The sequence below is a fragment of the Leifsonia sp. 21MFCrub1.1 genome, assembly GCF_900107895.1.
Taxonomy (GTDB): domain Bacteria; phylum Actinomycetota; class Actinomycetes; order Actinomycetales; family Microbacteriaceae; genus Leifsonia; species Leifsonia soli.
The window spans coordinates 790,589-805,210 of sequence record NZ_LT629867.1; the positions used below are offsets into that span (position 1 = coordinate 790,589).

The window sequence follows — 14,622 nt, forward strand, 5'->3', positions numbered from 1 at the left end:
CGGCTTCGCCGGCCCCGCTCTCTTCGTGCTTCCCCTTCTCCTTCCCGTCGCCCCCGATCACGCTCATGGCGCCTCACCGGCGCCCCATGCACCCCGCGCGCCCCGCCGACGCGACACGCCCGGGTTGCAGCATTCGTCGCGATCTGGCAAGATTATCTAGTTCAACATTCCAGAACGTGCGTGCAGGTGTGCGCGCGAACCGGATCACTGCCAGGCAGTGCATAGCCCATCGCGAGAGTCTCCTGCGTTCAGCGCAGGGCGACCGGCGGGACGAGGTTAGGCCGCAGGCAGCAGGACACGCTCAATTCGACCAACACGCGGCAAGGGGCTAACTCTGTGCCGTGCGCAGGGTGACACGCCCGAGCGCGGGGGTCGAGGAGTTGACAGAAGAATAGTGGCGTTCCACGCGTACGTCGCCCGCGTCCAATGCGAAGAACGACTCGAGAGGGTCGTCTCGTACGACGCCATAACAAGAGAGAGAGTCAGACATGGCGGGACAGAAGATCCGCATTCGGCTTAAGTCGTATGACCACGAGGTCATCGACACCTCGGCGCGCAAGATCGTCGACACGGTGACCCGTGCCGGCGCGACCGTCGTCGGGCCGGTGCCGCTTCCCACCGAGAAGAACGTGGTGGTCGTCATCCGTTCGCCCCACAAGTACAAGGACAGCCGCGAGCACTTCGAGATGCGCACGCACAAGCGGCTGATCGACATCATCGACCCGACGCCGAAGGCCGTCGACTCGCTCATGCGTCTCGACCTGCCCGCCGACGTCAACATCGAGATCAAGCTCTAAGGGGGAGTGCCACCATGTCCAACGCTGACACGAAGACTTCCAAGGGCCTCCTCGGCAAGAAGCTCGGTATGACGCAGGTCTGGGACGAGAACAACAAGCTCATCCCCGTGACCGTCATCGAGATCACGCCGAACGTCGTGACCCAGGTCCGCACCCCCGAGGCCGACGGCTACAACGCCGTCCAGATCGCGTACGGCCAGATCGACCCGCGCAAGGTCAACAAGCCGTCCGCCGGCCACTTCGACAAGGCGGGCGTCACCCCGCGTCGTCACCTCACCGAGGTCCGCACCGCCGACGCCGCCGAGTACGCGGCCGGCCAGGAGCTCACCGTCGACGGGACCTTCGAGGTCGGCCAGCTGGTCGACGTCGTCGGGACCTCGAAGGGCAAGGGCTTCGCCGGTGTGATGAAGCGCCACAACTTCCAGGGCGTCTCCGCTTCGCACGGTGCGCACCGCAACCACCGCAAGCCGGGCTCCATCGGCGCCTCTTCGACCCCGAGCCGTGTCTTCAAGGGCATGCGCATGGCCGGTCGCATGGGTGGCGAGCGCGTCACCGTCCTGAACCTCAAGGTGCAGGGCATCGACGCCGAGAAGGGCCTGCTGCTGGTCAAGGGCGCCGTTCCCGGCGCTCGTGGCCGCATCGTTTTCGTCCGCAACGCAGTGAAGGGGGCCTAAGGTAAATGGCTACCTCGATTGACGTCGTCGACCTCAAGGGCAAGAAGGCCGGCTCCATCGAGCTTCCCGAGACCCTGTTCGACGTTCAGACCAACATCCCGCTGATCCACCAGGTGGTCACGGCTCAGCTCGCTGCGGCGCGCCAGGGCACGCACAAGACCAAGGGTCGCGGCGAGGTCTCCGGCGCCGGCCGCAAGCCGTTCAAGCAGAAGGGCACCGGCCGCGCTCGTCAGGGCTCGATCCGTGCTCCTCAGATGACCGGCGGTGGCATCGTCCACGGTCCGACGCCGCGCAGCTACGCGCAGCGCACCCCGAAGAAGATGATCGCCGCTGCTCTGCTCGGCGCTCTCTCGGACCGCGCCCGCGGCAGCCGTCTGCACGCCGTTCAGGCGTTCACGACCGGCGACGTGCCGTCCACCAAGGCGGTCGTCGACCTGCTGAGCGGCATCGCGACCTCGAAGCACGTGCTCGTCGTGCTCGAGCGCGACGACGTGCTCACCTTCAAGAGCGTCCGCAACGTGCCGACCGTGCACGTGCTGACGTACGACCAGCTGAACGCCTACGACGTCCTGGTGAGTGACGACATCGTCTTCTCGCAGGCCGCGCTCGAGGCCTTCATCGCCGCCAAGACCAAGAAGGAAGAGGTGGACGCGTAATGGCCGTCAACAAGGACCCGCGCGACGTCATCATCGCCCCGGTCGTCTCCGAGAAGAGCTACGGCCTGATCGACGAGGGCAAGTACACCTTCCTCGTCGACACGCGCTCCAACAAGACCGAGATCAAGCTCGCGATCGAGTCGATCTTCAAGGTCGAGGTCGCGTCGGTGAACACCCTGAACCGTCAGGGCAAGACCCGCCGCACCCGCTTCGGCACCGGCAAGCGCAAGGACACCAAGCGCGCCATCGTCACGCTGAAGTCCGGTTCCATCGACATCTTCACGGCCGTCGGCTGAGCGAAGGACTAGAGGAAAACAGACATGGCAATTCGTAACTACAAGCCCACGACCCCCGGTCGTCGCGGCTCCTCGGTCGCCGACTTCGCCGAGATCACGCGCTCGACGCCGGAGAAGTCCCTTCTCCGTCCGCTGTCGAAGACCGGTGGCCGCAACAACCAGGGCCGCATCACGACCCGTCACATCGGTGGTGGCCACAAGCGCCAGTACCGCGTGATCGACTTCCGTCGCAACGACAAGGACGGCGTCGACGCCAAGGTCGCCCACATCGAGTACGACCCCAACCGCACGGCGCGCATCGCGCTGCTGCACTTCGTGGACGGCACCAAGCGCTACATCCTGGCGCCCGCCGGCCTGAAGCAGGGCGACGTCGTCGAGTCGGGTGCCGGCGCGGACATCAAGCCGGGCAACAACCTGCCGCTGCGCAACATCCCGACCGGTACCGTCGTGCACGCGATCGAGCTGAAGCCGGGCGGTGGCGCCAAGCTCGCCCGTTCGGCCGGTGCCTCGGTCCGCCTCGTCGCGAAGGACGGCCCCTACGCCCAGCTGCGCCTCCCCTCTGGCGAGGTCCGCAACGTCGACATGCGCTGCCGCGCCACCGTCGGCGAGGTCGGCAATGCCGAGCAGTCGAACATCAACTGGGGCAAGGCCGGCCGCATGCGCTGGAAGGGCGTCCGCCCGACCGTGCGTGGTGTCGCGATGAACCCGATCGACCACCCGCACGGTGGTGGTGAGGGCAAGACCTCCGGTGGTCGCCACCCGGTCAGCCCGTGGGGTCAGAAGGAAGGCCGTACGCGCCACCCCAACAAGGAAAGCGACAAGCTCATCGTCCGCCGTCGCAACGCCGGCAAGAAGCGCAAGTAGGAGTTCGAGAAGATGCCACGCAGTCTCAAGAAGGGCCCCTTCGTCGACGAGCACCTGTTTCGCAAGGTGGTCGCCGCGAACGAGGCCAACAGCAAGAACGTGATCAAGACCTGGTCGCGCCGCTCGATGATCGTCCCGGCCATGCTGGGTCACACCATCGCGGTGCACGACGGTCGCAAGCACATCCCGGTGTTCGTCACCGAGACCATGGTCGGACACAAGCTCGGCGAGTTCGCGCCGACCCGCACCTTCCGTGGACACGTGAAGGACGACAAGAAGGGTCGCCGCCGCTGATCGCGGTGGCGTAAGGAGGAGAGAAATGGTGGAGTCGATCGCCCGCGTGCGACACATCCGCGTTACCCCCATGAAGGCCCGCCGCGTCGTCAACATGATCCGCGGCAAGCAGGCTCAGGAGGCCCTGGCCATCCTGAAGTTCGCCCCCCAGAGCGCGAGCGAGCCTGTTTACAAGCTCGTCGCCTCGGCCATCGCCAACGCGCGTGTCAAGGCCGACCAGAGCAACACCTACCTGGACGAGCAGGACCTGTACGTGAGCCGCGCCTTCGTGGACGAGGGGACCACCCTCAAGCGGTTCCAGCCGCGTGCACAGGGCCGGGCCTTCCGCATCAACAAGCGCACCAGCCACATCACGGTCGTCCTCGCGACGCCGGACGAGGCAGAGGCCGCCCCCGTCAGCAAGAAGGCGAGCAAGTAATGGGTCAGAAAGTCAATCCGTACGGCTTCCGTCTGGGAATCACCACCGACCACGTGTCGCGCTGGTTCTCCGACAGCACCAAGAAGGGTCAGCGTTACAGCGACTACCTCGCCGAGGACGTCAAGATCCGCACCCTGCTGAAGACGTCGCTCGACCGCGCGGGCGTGTCCCGCATCGAGATCGAGCGCACCCGTGACCGCGTCCGCGTCGACATCCACACCGCCCGCCCGGGCATCGTGATCGGTCGTCGTGGCGCCGAGGCCGAGCGCATCCGCGCCGACCTCGAGAAGCTCTCGGGCAAGCAGATCCAGCTGAACATCCTCGAGGTCAAGAACCCCGAGGCCGACGCTCAGCTCGTCGCCCAGGGCATCGCCGAGCAGCTCGCCGCCCGCGTGGCCTTCCGCCGCGCGATGCGCAAGGGCCTGCAGGGCGCGCAGCGCGCCGGCGCCAAGGGTGTCCGCATCCAGGTGTCCGGCCGTCTCGGCGGCGCCGAGATGAGCCGCTCCGAGTTCTACCGCGAGGGTCGTGTGCCGCTGCACACGCTCCGCGCCAACATCGACTACGGCTTCTACGAGGCCAAGACCACCTTCGGTCGCATCGGTGTGAAGGTGTGGATCTACAAGGGCGACATCACGAACAAGGAACTGGCTCGCGAGCAGGCCAACCAGAAGCCGTCGCGCGAGCGCAACGACCGTCCGCGTCGCGGTGGCCGGGGCAACGCCCCCGAGACCGCTGGCGCGCCGGCCGCAGCAGGAGTTGAGGCATAACCATGTTGATCCCACGCAGAGTCAAGCACCGCAAGCAGCACCACCCCGGCCGTAGCGGCCAGGCGACCGGTGGCACGAAGGTCTCCTTCGGCGAGTTCGGCATCCAGGCCCTGACGCCCGCTTACGTGACCAACCGTCAGATCGAGTCCGCTCGTATCGCCATGACGCGTCACATCAAGCGCGGCGGCAAGGTGTGGATCAACATCTACCCCGACCGTCCGCTCACGAAGAAGCCGGCCGAGACCCGAATGGGTTCCGGTAAGGGTTCGCCGGAGTGGTGGGTCGCGAACGTCAAGCCGGGTCGAGTCCTCTTCGAGGTCTCCGGCGTCTCCGAGCAGCTCGCTCGCGAGGCCATGACCCGTGCAATCCACAAGCTGCCCCTCAAGGCACGCATCATCAAGCGCGAGGAGGGCGACGCGTAATGGCGATCGGATCCAAGGAGCTTGCCTCGAGCGAGCTCGACACTTTCGAAGACGAGCGTCTCGTCGACGAGCTGAAGAAGGCCAAGGAAGAGCTGTTCAACCTCCGCTTCCAGTCGGCCACCGGCCAGCTCGAGAGCCACGGCCGCCTGCGCGCCGTGAAGCGTGACATCGCTCGCATCTACACCGTGATCCGCGAGCGCGAGCTCGGGATCCGGGCCACCCCGGCTCCGGCCGAGGCGGCGCCGGCCGAGAAGAAGAAGACCCGCGCCAAGAAGGCGGCCCCGGCCGCCGAGGCCGAGGTCGACACCACGAATGAGGAGGCCAAGTAATGGCTGAGACCACCAAGGCCGCGGCCGCGGAGTCGGCGGCTGACGAGGCCCTCGTCCGCGGGTACCGCAAGGCCCGTCGCGGGTACGTCGTCAGCGACAAGATGGACAAGACCATCGTCGTCGAGGTCGAGGACCGCGTGAAGCACCCCCTGTACGGCAAGGTCATCCGCCGCACCTCCAAGGTGAAGGCGCACGACGAGAACAACACCGCCGGCATCGGCGACCTCGTTCTCATCAACGAGACCCGTCCCCTGAGCGCCAGCAAGCGCTGGCGCCTGGTTGAGATTCTGGAGAAGGCCAAGTGATCCAGCAGGAATCCCGACTCAAGGTCGCCGACAACACCGGCGCCAAGGAGCTCCTCGCGATCCGCGTGCTCGGCGGCTCCAGCCGTCGGTACGCCGGCCTCGGCGACGTCATCGTCGCCACGGTCAAGGACGCGATCCCGGGTGGGAACGTCAAGAAGGGCGACGTCGTCAAGGCGGTCGTCGTGCGTGTTCGCAAGAACACCCGCCGCCCGGACGGCTCCTACATCAAGTTCGACGAGAACGCCGCTGTCATCCTGAAGAACGACGGTGACCCCCGCGGCACGCGCATCTTCGGACCGGTCGGCCGCGAGCTCCGCGACAAGAAGTTCATGAAGATCATCTCGCTCGCACCGGAGGTGCTGTAACCCATGGCGAACATCAAGAAGGGCGACCTGGTCCAGGTCATCTCGGGCCGTTCGCAGGCCCGCGGTGGTGACCGTGGCAAGCAGGGTCGCGTCATCGAGGTTCTCGTCGAGCAGAACCGCGTCATCGTCGAGGGCGTCAACTTCGTGACGAAGCACGTGCGCGTCGGCCAGACGCAGCGTGGCACGAAGACCGGCGGCATCGAGACCCACGAGGCCCCGATCCACGTCTCGAACGTGGCGCTGGTCGACCCCGAGACCAAGAAGCCGACCCGCGTCGGCTTCCGCGAAGAGAGCGTCACGAAGGACGGCGTCACCAAGACGGTCCGCGTTCGTTACGCCAAGAAGTCTGGTAAGGACCTGTAATGACCGACACTGCAACCGCTGCTGGCAAAATCCAGCCGCGCCTGAAGCAGAAGTACAAGAACGAGATCTCCCAGCAGCTCCAGGGCGACTTCGGCTTCACCAACGTGCACCAGGTGCCCGGTCTGGTGAAGATCGTCGTCAACATGGGTGTCGGCGAGGCGGCTCGTGACGGCAAGGTGATCGACGGCGCGGTCAACGACCTCACCCTGATCACCGGTCAGAAGCCCCAGGTCACGAAGGCCCGCAAGTCCATCGCGCAGTTCAAGCTGCGCGAGGGTCAGCCGATCGGCGCGCACGTCACGCTGCGCGGCGACCGCATGTGGGAGTTCCTCGACCGTCTCCTCTCGCTCGCGCTTCCGCGAATCCGCGACTTCCGCGGCCTCAGCGACAAGCAGTTCGACGGGAACGGCAACTACACGTTCGGTCTCACGGAGCAGTCGATGTTCCACGAGATCAACCAGGACCGCATCGACCGCGTCCGCGGCATGGACATCACTGTGGTGACCACCGCGAAGAACGACGACGAGGGCCGCGCGCTGCTCAAGCAGCTCGGCTTCCCGTTCCGTTCCACCGACGCGGCCAACTAGGCCCACCTGCGGGCCGGCCGTCCGGCCGGCCCGCTTCCACCACAGGTCGTCAGTCGTGTACCGGCTGAACGAAACCTGGTGACCGTAAGGAAAACCGAAATGACCATGACAGATCCGGTCGCAGACATGCTGACCAGACTGCGCAACGCGAACTCGGCTCACCACGACACCGTGTCGATGCCGCACTCGAAGCTCAAGGCCCACATCGCCGAGATCCTCACCACGGAGGGCTACATCGCGGGCTGGGACGTCACCGACGCCCGCGTCGGCAAGACGCTGACCCTGCAGCTCAAGTTCGGTCCGAACCGCGAGCGTTCCATCGCCGGTATCAAGCGCGTGTCGAAGCCCGGCCTTCGCGTCTACGCGAAGTCCACGGAGCTCCCCAAGGTGCTCGGCGGGCTCGGCGTCGCCATCCTGTCCACCTCCTCCGGTCTGCTCACGGACCGCCAGGCTGAGAAGAAGGGCGTGGGTGGGGAAGTCCTCGCCTACGTGTGGTAATCCGCCATGTCGCGTATTGGAAGACTGCCCATCGACATCCCGACCGGGGTCGATGTGAAGATCGACGGCCAGGCCGTCACCGTCAAGGGCCCGAAGGGTGAGCTCAGCCTCACCGTCGCGGAGCCCATCGAGGTCAAGCTGGAGGAGAACCAGGTCCTGGTGACCCGTCCGGACGACGAGCGTGCTTCGCGTTCGCTGCACGGCCTGACCCGCACCCTCATCAACAACCAGATCATCGGCGTCACCCAGGGCTACTCCAAGGGCCTGGAGATCGTCGGCACCGGTTACCGCGTCGTCCAGAAGGGCTCGGCTGTCGAGTTCGCTCTCGGCTTCTCGCACCCGGTGACGGTCGAGCCGCCGGCCGGCATCACGTTCACGGTCGAGGGCAACAACCGCCTGACCGTGGCCGGGATCGACAAGCAGGCCGTCGGTGAGGTCGCCGCGAACATCCGCAAGATCCGCAAGCCCGAGCCGTACAAGGGCAAGGGCGTGCGCTACGCCGGCGAGGTCGTTCGTCGCAAGGCCGGAAAGGCTGGTAAGTAATCATGGCTCTGGGTACCAGAGGAAAGAGCAAGGCGGCCGCCCGCGACCGCCGTCACACCCGCCTTCGCAAGAAGATCGAGGGCAACGCGGTCCGTCCGCGCCTGGTCGTGACCCGTTCGGCCCGCCACGTCTTCGTGCAGGTCGTCGACGACGCGAAGGGCCACACGCTGGCGTCCGCGTCGACCATGGAAGCGGACCTGCGCACCTTCGACGGTGACAAGACCGCCAAGGCCCGCAAGGTCGGAGAGCTCGTCGCCGAGCGCGCGAAGAGCGCCGGTGTCGAGGCCGTCGTGTTCGACCGTGGAGGCAGCAAGTACGCGGGCCGCGTCGCCGCTGTCGCCGAGGGAGCTCGAGAGGGTGGACTGAACCTGTGAGCGACGAGAACAACAAGGAGCAGACCGTGGCCGATCAGGTAACGGACAGCGCGCAGCCGGTGGAGACCGCTGCGGGCACCGACAACAACACCCGGAGCGAGCGCGAGCCGCGCCGTGGTGGCCGCGAGCGCAACCCCAACCGCGACCGTGGCAGCCGTGACGCCGACAAGAGCCAGTTCCTGGAGCGCGTCGTCACCATCAACCGCGTCTCGAAGGTCGTGAAGGGTGGTCGTCGCTTCAGCTTCACCGCTCTCGTGGTCGTCGGCGACGGCAACGGTCTGGTGGGCGTCGGCTACGGCAAGGCCCGTGAGGTCCCGCTGGCGATCTCGAAGGGCGTCGAGGAGGCGAAGAAGAACTTCTTCCGCGTCCCGCGCGTCGGCAACACCATCCCGCACCCGGTGCAGGGTGAGGCCGCCGCCGGTGTCGTCCTCCTGCGTCCGGCCGCCGCCGGTACCGGTGTTATCGCCGGTGGACCGGTGCGCGCCGTCCTGGAGTGCGCCGGCATCCACGACGTCCTGAGCAAGTCGCTCGGTTCGTCCAACACGATCAACATCGTGCACGCGACCGTCGAGGCGCTGAAGCAGCTCGAGGAGCCCCGTGCCGTCGCAGCTCGCCGTGGTCTCGACTACGACCAGGTCGCCCCGGCGCGCCTGCTTCGCACCGAGGCAGCGCTGGCCGAGGCCGCCGCGACCGCAAAGGCAGGTGCCTGATGGCTGCGCGTCTGAAGATCACGCAGATCAAGTCGAAAGTGAGCGAGAAGCAGTACCAGCGCGACACGCTGCGCAGTCTGGGACTGAAGCGCATCGGTGACGTCGTCGTCCGCGAGGACAACCCGCAGAACCGCGGGTACGTCAACACCGTCGCTCACCTGGTGAAGGTCGAGGAGATTGACTAATGGCTGAAGAGAAGGCCACAACAGAGGCCGCTGAGAAGCCGGCCGCCAAGAAGCCCGCGACCAAGGCCGCGAGCACGAAGGCTACTGCCGCGAAGGCTGCCGCCGACAAGCCGGCCGCCGAGAAGACCAGCACCGAGAAGAAGGCTCCGGCCAAGAAGGCACCGGCGAAGGCCGCTGCTGACAAGGCCGCAGCCTCCAGCACGGACGACACCGTGGCCGCGAAGCCGGCCGCGAAGTCCTCCGCCAAGAAGGACGTCGCCGCTCCGCGCGAGCAGGTCCTGAAGGTGCACCACCTGCGCCCCGCCGCCGGTGCCAAGAAGGAGAAGACCCGCGTCGGACGCGGTGAGGGCTCCAAGGGCAAGACGGCCGGCCGCGGTACCAAGGGAACCAAGGCGCGCTACCAGGTGCGCCCCGGCTTCCAGGGCGGTCAGCTTCCGCTGCACATGCGTGCGCCGAAGCTGCGCGGCTTCAAGAACCCGTTCCGCGTCGAGTACCAGGTCGTGAACCTGGAGAAGCTCGCCGAGCTGTACCCGTCCGGCGGTGACGTCACCGTCGCCGACCTGGTCGCCAAGGGTGCCGTTCGCAAGAACGAAAAGGTCAAGGTTCTCGGCAACGGGGACATTGCGGTTAAGCTGAACGTTGCGGTGGACAAGGTCTCCGGCTCTGCCGAGCAGAAGATCGTCGCCGCAGGTGGCTCCGTCAAGTAGTCATCCGCAGAGCAGCTGAGTCGGGTGGCCGGGGAACCGGCCACCCGACTGACTCTTAGGAAAGCAGGACGCAGGATTGTTTAGCGCCGTTGGGCGGATCTTCCGCACCCCGGATCTTCGCCGGAAGATCTTCTTCACGCTGGGCATCATCGCCCTGTTCCGGCTGGGGTCCTTCATCCCGGCGCCGTTCGTCGACTTCGGCAACGTCCAGACCTGTCTGAACGCCAATCAGGACACCTCCGGCCTCTATTCGCTGGTGAACCTCTTCTCCGGCGGTGCCCTCCTCAAACTCTCGATCTTCGCGCTCGGCATCATGCCGTACATCACCGCGTCGATCATCGTGCAGCTGCTGCGCGTGGTCATCCCGCGCTTCGAGACCCTCTACAAGGAGGGCCAGGCCGGTCAGGCCAAGCTCACGCAGTACACGCGCTACCTCACGATCGCGCTGGGCGTCCTCCAGTCGACGACCCTCATCACCGTCGCCCGGAGCGGCGCCCTGTTCGGCACCACTGCCGTCTCGCAGTGCACGCAGCTGATCACGGACGACTCCTGGTACGCGATCATGCTCATGGTCGTCACCATGACCGCCGGAACGGGCCTCATCATGTGGATGGGCGAGCTCGTGACCGAGCGGGGCATCGGCAACGGCATGTCGCTCCTCATCTTCACCTCGATCGCCGCGCAGTTCCCGTCCTCCCTGTGGGCGGTCGGCCAGTCGCAGGGCATCGAGATCCTGCTGGTCGTGATCGCGATCGGATTGCTCATCGTCATGGGCGTCGTGTTCGTCGAGCAGTCGCAGCGGCGCATCCCCGTGCAGTACGCGAAACGGATGGTCGGCCGGCGCACCTACGGCGGCAACAACACGTACATCCCGATCAAGGTCAACATGGCCGGCGTGGTGCCCGTGATCTTCGCCTCGTCGCTGCTGTACCTGCCGGCGCTCATCGCCCAGTTCAACCAGCCGGCCGCGGGCAAGGCCCCGGCGCCGTGGGTCACCTGGATCACGAACTACCTGACCAAGGGCGACCACCCGCTGTACATGCTGCTGTACTTCCTCCTGATCGTCGGCTTCACCTACTTCTACGTGGCGATCACCTTCAACCCGGAGGAGGTCGCGGACAACATGAAGAAGTACGGTGGCTTCATCCCCGGCATCCGCGCGGGCCGTCCGACGGCCGAGTACCTCGACTACGTGCTCACGCGGGTGACCCTGCCCGGTTCGTTCTATCTGGGCATCATCGCGCTGATCCCCTTGGTCGCCTTCGCGTTGATCGGCGCAAGCCAGAACTTCATGTTCGGCGGCACGTCCATCCTGATCATCGTCGGTGTCGGGCTGGAGACGGTCAAGCAGATCGACTCCCAGCTCCAGCAGCGGCATTACGAAGGGCTTCTGCGTTGACCCGAATGCTGATCGTCGGACCCCCCGGAGCGGGCAAGGGCACCCAGGCCTCCCGCATCACGACCACCTACGGGATCCCCGACATCTCCACGGGCGACATCTTCCGGGCCAACATCAAGAACGAGACGCCGCTCGGCAAGCAGGTCAAGGCCATCGTGGATGCGGGGGACTACGTCCCGGACACCCTCACCAACCAGCTGGTCGCCGACCGGCTCGGCGAGGAGGACGCCAAGAACGGCTTCCTGCTCGACGGGTATCCGCGCACGCTCGCGCAGGTCGACTACCTCGACGAGCTCCTCGCGGGCAAGGGGCAGAAGCTCGATGCGGTCATCCAGCTCACCGCCGACCAGGACGAGATCGTGCAGCGCCTGACCAAGCGCGCCCTCGAGCAGGGCCGCGCCGACGACTCGGAGGAGGCCATCCGCCACCGCCAGGAGGTCTACCTGCGCGAGACGTCCCCGCTGATCGACGTCTACCGCGAGCGAGGCCTGCTGGTCCCGGTCGACGGCCTGGGCGCGATGGACGAGGTCGCCGAGCGGATCGCGTCTGCTCTGGCCGAGCGCGGCATCACCCCCGTCGCGGGCGCGTCCGCGTCCGCCGGCGAGTCCGTGGCCTAGAAGTGGTCTTCAAGAGGTCGATCTACAAGACGCCCGCCCAACTGCGCGACATGGTCGCGCCCGGGCGCGCGACGGCGGCATCCCTCGAGGCGGTCGCCGCGGGGGTACGCCCCGGCGTCTCGACGCTCGAGCTCGATGCGATCGCCGAGCGGGCGATCGTGGAGGCCGGCGGCGCGTCGAACTTCCAGCTGGAGCCCGGGTACCACCACACGATCTGCGCGTCGGTGAACGACGAGGTCGTGCACGGCATCCCGGGTGCGCGCATCCTGGAGCCCGGCGACATCCTGTCCGTGGACAGCGGCGCGATCCTGGGAGGCTGGAACGGTGACGCAGCCCGCACCTTCGTGCTGCCCGATCCCGCGCATCCCGAGGTGGTCGCGGAGCGCGCCCGTCTCTCCGAGGTGACGGAGCAGTCGCTGTGGCGCGGCATCGCGACCCTGGCCTCGGCCCGCTACCTCAACGACGTGGGGGAGGCGATCGAGGACTACATCTCGGCGCAGGGCGACTACGGCATCCTGACCGACTACATCGGCCACGGCATCGGGCGCCGCATGCACGAGGAGCCGCCGGTGTTCAACTACCGCGTCCGCGCCAAGGGCCCGGAGGTGCGCCCGGGACTCGTCGTCGCGATCGAACCGATGGTGGTGCTCGGATCGCAGGAGACCTACGTCAAGGACGACGGCTGGACCGTCGCGACGGAGGACGGATCGGCGGCCGCTCACTGGGAGCACAGCGTCGCCGTGCACGCGGACGGCATCTGGGTGCTCACCGCCACGGACGGCGGGGCCGCCGGCCTGGCGCAGTTCGGCGTCACGCCGGTTCCGATCGCCTGATGGGCGCCCGCGAGACGGCGTTCGCTCAGGGCGGCGGGGGATCATACACTCGGATTGGCGGATTCGCGCCCTTTCCCATAAGATAGATCCTTGGTGTCTTAGGCACGTTTCAGACGAGCCTTCCGCCGATCAACGCACGACCAGCAAACCACGACTTTTAGCGACAGTGAGGCTATGGCCAAAAAAGACGGTGTCATCGAGATCGAAGGATCCGTGATCGAGGCTCTTCCCAACGCGATGTTCCGCGTGGAGTTGACCAACGGTCACAAGGTTCTTGCCCACATCTCCGGCAAGATGCGCCAGCACTACATCCGCATCCTCCCCGAGGACCGCGTGATCGTCGAGCTGAGCCCCTACGATCTGACCCGCGGCCGGATCGTCTACCGCTACAAGTAAAGGTCTGCTGTAAGTAACGGCCCCACCCAACGGGTAGCCCCGGGTGAGGTACGAGGACAGCGAACAAAGGTAAGAAACACTCATGAAGGTCAACCCCTCGGTCAAGAGGATCTGCGACAAGTGCAAGGTCATCCGACGCAACGGCCGGGTCATGGTCATCTGCGAGAACCCGCGCCACAAGCAGCGCCAGGGCTGAACGCAGTCATAACCGAATAAGAACACAGGCGATGCCAGATCCCTCGTCCGGAAACGGGCGAGGGGGACACCCTCGGAGGAGGCCGGGGCACCGGGATCGCTGCAGACCTCCACTCATCACAGGAGAAGCCAACACATGGCACGTCTAGCAGGCGTCGACATCCCGCGCGAGAAGCGCGTCGAGGTCGCACTCACTTACATCTATGGAGTCGGCCGCACCCGCGCCCTCCAGACTCTGCGCGAGACCGAGATCTCGGGCGACATCCGCGTCAAGGACCTGACCGACGAGCAGCTCGTCGCTCTCCGCGACTACATCGAGGGCAACTTCAAGGTGGAGGGTGACCTGCGCCGCGAGGTCGCCGCCGACATCCGCCGCAAGGTCGAGATCGGCAGCTACGAGGGTATCCGCCACCGCAAGGGCCTCCCGGTGCGCGGCCAGCGCACCAAGACCAACGCTCGTACCCGCAAGGGCCCGAAGCGCACCGTGGCCGGCAAGAAGAAGGCGCGTTAAGGCCCGCGGCCCGTAGCTCTTAGGATTCAGGAGAAAAAATGGCAGCACCCAAGTCGGCCGCTCGCAAGCCGCGCAAAAAGGAAAAGAAGAACATCGCTGTGGGCCAGGCCCACATCAAGAGCACGTTCAACAACACGATCGTCTCGATCACCGACACCACCGGTGCCGTGATCAGCTGGGCCTCGTCCGGCGGCGTGGGCTTCAAGGGCTCCCGCAAGTCGACCCCGTTCGCGGCACAGCTCGCCGCCGAGTCGGCTGCGCGCCAGGCGCAGGAGCACGGCATGAAGAAGGTCGACGTCTTCGTCAAGGGCCCCGGCTCCGGTCGTGAGACGGCGATCCGCTCCCTCCAGGCCGCCGGCCTCGAGGTCGGCTCGATCAACGACGTCACCCCGCAGGCGCACAACGGTTGCCGCCCGCCGAAGCGTCGTCGCGTCTAAGTTCTCTTCTCGTCCGCCGCAGGCGGCGGTCCGACCGGGCCGCCGCCTGGCGGCGTGACGAACCCCCCTCAGTAGAAGCA

General features: G+C 66.4%; 27 protein-coding genes. All 27 read left to right on the plus strand.

Going from position 1 to position 14,622, the window contains the following annotated elements:
* Nucleotides 1-488: 488 nt before the first annotated feature.
* The 27 genes from rpsJ (at nt 489) to rpsK (ending at nt 14,542) form a co-directional block, all read left to right on the plus strand.
* Entirely contained in the window at nt 489-797 is a 309-nt protein-coding gene (gene rpsJ / locus BLW09_RS03590) for a 30S ribosomal protein S10 (RefSeq protein WP_018191969.1), read from the plus strand.
* A gap of 14 nt (nt 798-811) precedes the next feature.
* Nucleotides 812-1,471, plus strand: a complete 660-nt coding sequence (gene rplC / locus BLW09_RS03595; RefSeq protein WP_020076939.1) for a 50S ribosomal protein L3 — start codon at nt 812-814, stop codon at nt 1,469-1,471.
* Between the two features lie 5 nt (nt 1,472-1,476).
* The gene (gene rplD / locus BLW09_RS03600) at nt 1,477-2,127 is read left to right on the plus strand and encodes a 50S ribosomal protein L4 (protein WP_089908561.1); all 651 of its coding nucleotides are present in this window, start codon (nt 1,477-1,479) and stop codon (nt 2,125-2,127) included.
* A complete protein-coding gene (gene rplW / locus BLW09_RS03605; protein ID WP_018191966.1) occupies nt 2,127-2,423 on the plus strand; it encodes a 50S ribosomal protein L23 in 297 nt (98 codons plus the stop codon). Before rplD ends, rplW begins: the two co-directional genes overlap by 1 nt.
* Before the next feature lie 24 nt (nt 2,424-2,447).
* Entirely contained in the window at nt 2,448-3,287 is an 840-nt protein-coding gene (rplB, locus tag BLW09_RS03610; RefSeq protein WP_089908564.1) for a 50S ribosomal protein L2, read from the plus strand.
* A gap of 12 nt (nt 3,288-3,299) precedes the next feature.
* A complete protein-coding gene (gene rpsS / locus BLW09_RS03615) occupies nt 3,300-3,581 on the plus strand; it encodes a 30S ribosomal protein S19 (RefSeq protein WP_018191964.1) in 282 nt (93 codons plus the stop codon).
* Nucleotides 3,582-3,606: 25 nt separating this feature from the next.
* On the plus strand, nt 3,607-3,999 hold the full coding sequence (gene rplV / locus BLW09_RS03620) for a 50S ribosomal protein L22 (protein WP_018191963.1): 393 nt from the start codon (nt 3,607-3,609) through the stop codon (nt 3,997-3,999).
* Complete coding sequence (gene rpsC / locus BLW09_RS03625) at nt 3,999-4,766, plus strand: 30S ribosomal protein S3 (protein ID WP_089908567.1); 768 nt, start codon at nt 3,999-4,001, stop codon at nt 4,764-4,766. The genes rplV and rpsC overlap by 1 nt, the downstream gene beginning before the upstream one ends.
* A gap of 2 nt (nt 4,767-4,768) precedes the next feature.
* Nucleotides 4,769-5,188 carry a 50S ribosomal protein L16 gene (gene rplP, locus BLW09_RS03630; protein WP_018191961.1) on the plus strand — a complete coding sequence of 140 codons (420 nt, stop codon included), beginning with the start codon at nt 4,769-4,771 and terminating at the stop codon, nt 5,186-5,188.
* The gene (gene rpmC / locus BLW09_RS03635) at nt 5,188-5,517 is read left to right on the plus strand and encodes a 50S ribosomal protein L29 (protein WP_089908569.1); all 330 of its coding nucleotides are present in this window, start codon (nt 5,188-5,190) and stop codon (nt 5,515-5,517) included. The genes rplP and rpmC overlap by 1 nt, the downstream gene beginning before the upstream one ends.
* The gene (gene rpsQ / locus BLW09_RS03640; RefSeq protein WP_018191959.1) at nt 5,517-5,822 is read left to right on the plus strand and encodes a 30S ribosomal protein S17; all 306 of its coding nucleotides are present in this window, start codon (nt 5,517-5,519) and stop codon (nt 5,820-5,822) included. The genes rpmC and rpsQ overlap by 1 nt, the downstream gene beginning before the upstream one ends.
* Nucleotides 5,819-6,187: a 50S ribosomal protein L14 gene (gene rplN, locus BLW09_RS03645; RefSeq protein WP_018191958.1), complete on the plus strand. Its 369-nt coding sequence runs from the start codon at nt 5,819-5,821 to the stop codon at nt 6,185-6,187. The genes rpsQ and rplN overlap by 4 nt, the downstream gene beginning before the upstream one ends.
* Nucleotides 6,188-6,190: 3 nt before the next feature.
* Entirely contained in the window at nt 6,191-6,550 is a 360-nt protein-coding gene (gene rplX, locus BLW09_RS03650; protein WP_018191957.1) for a 50S ribosomal protein L24, read from the plus strand.
* Nucleotides 6,550-7,137: a 50S ribosomal protein L5 gene (gene rplE, locus BLW09_RS03655; protein ID WP_089908572.1), complete on the plus strand. Its 588-nt coding sequence runs from the start codon at nt 6,550-6,552 to the stop codon at nt 7,135-7,137. The genes rplX and rplE overlap by 1 nt, the downstream gene beginning before the upstream one ends.
* Nucleotides 7,138-7,236: 99 nt before the next feature.
* Nucleotides 7,237-7,635, plus strand: coding sequence for a 30S ribosomal protein S8 (gene rpsH / locus BLW09_RS03660; RefSeq protein WP_089908575.1), 399 nt, complete (start codon nt 7,237-7,239; stop codon nt 7,633-7,635).
* 6 nt (nt 7,636-7,641) lie between these two features.
* Nucleotides 7,642-8,178, plus strand: coding sequence for a 50S ribosomal protein L6 (rplF, locus tag BLW09_RS03665; RefSeq protein ID WP_018191954.1), 537 nt, complete (start codon nt 7,642-7,644; stop codon nt 8,176-8,178).
* Between the two features lie 2 nt (nt 8,179-8,180).
* Nucleotides 8,181-8,552, plus strand: coding sequence for a 50S ribosomal protein L18 (gene rplR, locus BLW09_RS03670; RefSeq protein WP_089908578.1), 372 nt, complete (start codon nt 8,181-8,183; stop codon nt 8,550-8,552).
* Nucleotides 8,549-9,262 carry a 30S ribosomal protein S5 gene (rpsE, locus tag BLW09_RS03675; RefSeq protein ID WP_018191952.1) on the plus strand — a complete coding sequence of 238 codons (714 nt, stop codon included), beginning with the start codon at nt 8,549-8,551 and terminating at the stop codon, nt 9,260-9,262. The genes rplR and rpsE overlap by 4 nt, the downstream gene beginning before the upstream one ends.
* A complete protein-coding gene (rpmD, locus tag BLW09_RS03680) occupies nt 9,262-9,447 on the plus strand; it encodes a 50S ribosomal protein L30 (protein ID WP_018191951.1) in 186 nt (61 codons plus the stop codon). The genes rpsE and rpmD overlap by 1 nt, the downstream gene beginning before the upstream one ends.
* Nucleotides 9,447-10,154 carry a 50S ribosomal protein L15 gene (gene rplO / locus BLW09_RS19175; RefSeq protein ID WP_089908581.1) on the plus strand — a complete coding sequence of 236 codons (708 nt, stop codon included), beginning with the start codon at nt 9,447-9,449 and terminating at the stop codon, nt 10,152-10,154. The genes rpmD and rplO overlap by 1 nt, the downstream gene beginning before the upstream one ends.
* A gap of 76 nt (nt 10,155-10,230) precedes the next feature.
* On the plus strand, nt 10,231-11,553 hold the full coding sequence (gene secY / locus BLW09_RS03690; protein ID WP_018191949.1) for a preprotein translocase subunit SecY: 1,323 nt from the start codon (nt 10,231-10,233) through the stop codon (nt 11,551-11,553).
* Entirely contained in the window at nt 11,550-12,170 is a 621-nt protein-coding gene (locus tag BLW09_RS03695) for an adenylate kinase (protein ID WP_172824171.1), read from the plus strand. The genes secY and BLW09_RS03695 overlap by 4 nt, the downstream gene beginning before the upstream one ends.
* Before the next feature lie 2 nt (nt 12,171-12,172).
* Nucleotides 12,173-13,003 carry a type I methionyl aminopeptidase gene (gene map, locus BLW09_RS03700; RefSeq protein ID WP_089908589.1) on the plus strand — a complete coding sequence of 277 codons (831 nt, stop codon included), beginning with the start codon at nt 12,173-12,175 and terminating at the stop codon, nt 13,001-13,003.
* Nucleotides 13,004-13,177: 174 nt separating this feature from the next.
* Nucleotides 13,178-13,399 (plus strand): translation initiation factor IF-1, encoded by a 222-nt coding sequence (gene infA, locus BLW09_RS03705; RefSeq protein ID WP_011186713.1) that lies wholly within the window; start codon nt 13,178-13,180, stop codon nt 13,397-13,399.
* 82 nt (nt 13,400-13,481) lie between these two features.
* Nucleotides 13,482-13,595 carry a 50S ribosomal protein L36 gene (rpmJ, locus tag BLW09_RS03710; protein WP_018191946.1) on the plus strand — a complete coding sequence of 38 codons (114 nt, stop codon included), beginning with the start codon at nt 13,482-13,484 and terminating at the stop codon, nt 13,593-13,595.
* A gap of 135 nt (nt 13,596-13,730) precedes the next feature.
* Nucleotides 13,731-14,105, plus strand: coding sequence for a 30S ribosomal protein S13 (rpsM, locus tag BLW09_RS03715; protein WP_018191945.1), 375 nt, complete (start codon nt 13,731-13,733; stop codon nt 14,103-14,105).
* A gap of 38 nt (nt 14,106-14,143) precedes the next feature.
* Complete coding sequence (rpsK, locus tag BLW09_RS03720) at nt 14,144-14,542, plus strand: 30S ribosomal protein S11 (protein ID WP_018191944.1); 399 nt, start codon at nt 14,144-14,146, stop codon at nt 14,540-14,542.
* Nucleotides 14,543-14,622: the final 80 nt, after the last annotated feature.